Source organism: Nguyenibacter vanlangensis, from assembly GCF_013376155.1.
Lineage (GTDB): Bacteria > Pseudomonadota > Alphaproteobacteria > Acetobacterales > Acetobacteraceae > Gluconacetobacter > Gluconacetobacter vanlangensis.
In genome coordinates this window covers 1-1,121 of the sequence record NZ_JABXXP010000837.1, presented here as the reverse complement: position 1 = coordinate 1,121, position 1,121 = coordinate 1, and the positions used below count along the sequence as shown (strand labels likewise).

The window sequence follows — 1,121 nt, the reverse complement described above, 5'->3', positions numbered from 1 at the left end:
CGCCAGCAGCAGGGTGGTGAGCGGCGTCGAAAGCCGCCACTGGAATTCCGCCACGTCGGCGGCGTCGTGCGAGCGGGCGATCCGCAGGCTGCCGGCGGCCACCGAGCTATAGCCCGGCGTGGCGGCCTGATGGCGGTTCGGATCCTGGGTCAGAGCGCGCACCGTCATGATCCGGTCCTGGCCGCCTGGCTGGGTGGCGATGTCATAGACATGGGCGTTGCGCAGCACGACCAGGCGCTCCGGCGGGGTCTTTTCCGCCGGGCCTTTTGCCACCTGACCGTTTTCAGCCGGGCCGTCTTCCGTCGGGAAGCCCAGTTCGGCGTGGATGATCTGGGTTTCCTTCGCGTGGCGGATCCGCACGAAGACGTCGCGCGCCGGCGTGCCGGGGCCTTGGCGGCGGGTCAGGAAGATCACGCGCGCGCCGTTCTGCACCACATAGAAGGTGCCGGCCTGCATCGCGTCGACATCCAGAGTCAGGGCGGCGGCCTGGGACAGGTCGTGCAGCCGGTGATAGGCCCAGGGCCGGACGATCAGCGACAGGCTGCCCACCGCCAGGGCGACGGCGCCGGCCAGCACCATGACATGGCGCAGCATCATCCCCGGAGTCACGCGCAGCGCATGCAGGGCCGTGATCTCGGAATTGCCGTACAGCGTGCCCAGCGCCAGCACGATGGACAGGTACAGCGAGACCGGCACCAGCACTTCCAGCCCGATCAGCAGCTTCAGCGCGACCAGGGTCAGGATCGTATGGGCGGACAGCAGGCCGTTGACCGCTTCGGACAGGAAATCGGCCGCGCTGTAGCTGGCGAACAGGGCCATGCAGATACTCAGCATCGCCGCCATCGGCTTGCCGATTTCACGCAGCAGATAGGTCCGAATGATCAAAGGGGCATACCGTCCATGATGCGCGCCGATCCTGGCTGCCGAATTCCGGCTGTCGGTCCCGGCAGGTCCGTCCCGGCGCGGCCAGGACCAGGCATCGGGGCCGCGCGCACCCTGTCTCCGGACGGGCAGGCATCATAGGCAACCGGTTTCCGGCCGTCAAACACCGGGTCGATGGGCCGCGTTCCGGCGCGGTGCCGCCTGGTCCGCCAGCCCGTCCGGCGGCAGGACGGGCGAGC

Annotated in this window: 1 protein-coding gene; it reads right to left on the bottom strand. The window is 69.0% G+C overall.

Annotated elements, in window-relative coordinates:
• Positions 1-885, bottom strand: an 885-nt coding sequence (locus tag HUK84_RS19505) for an LptF/LptG family permease (protein WP_176641687.1), incomplete at its 3' end; no start/stop codon positions are given.
• Between the last annotated feature and the right edge of the window lie 236 nt (positions 886-1,121).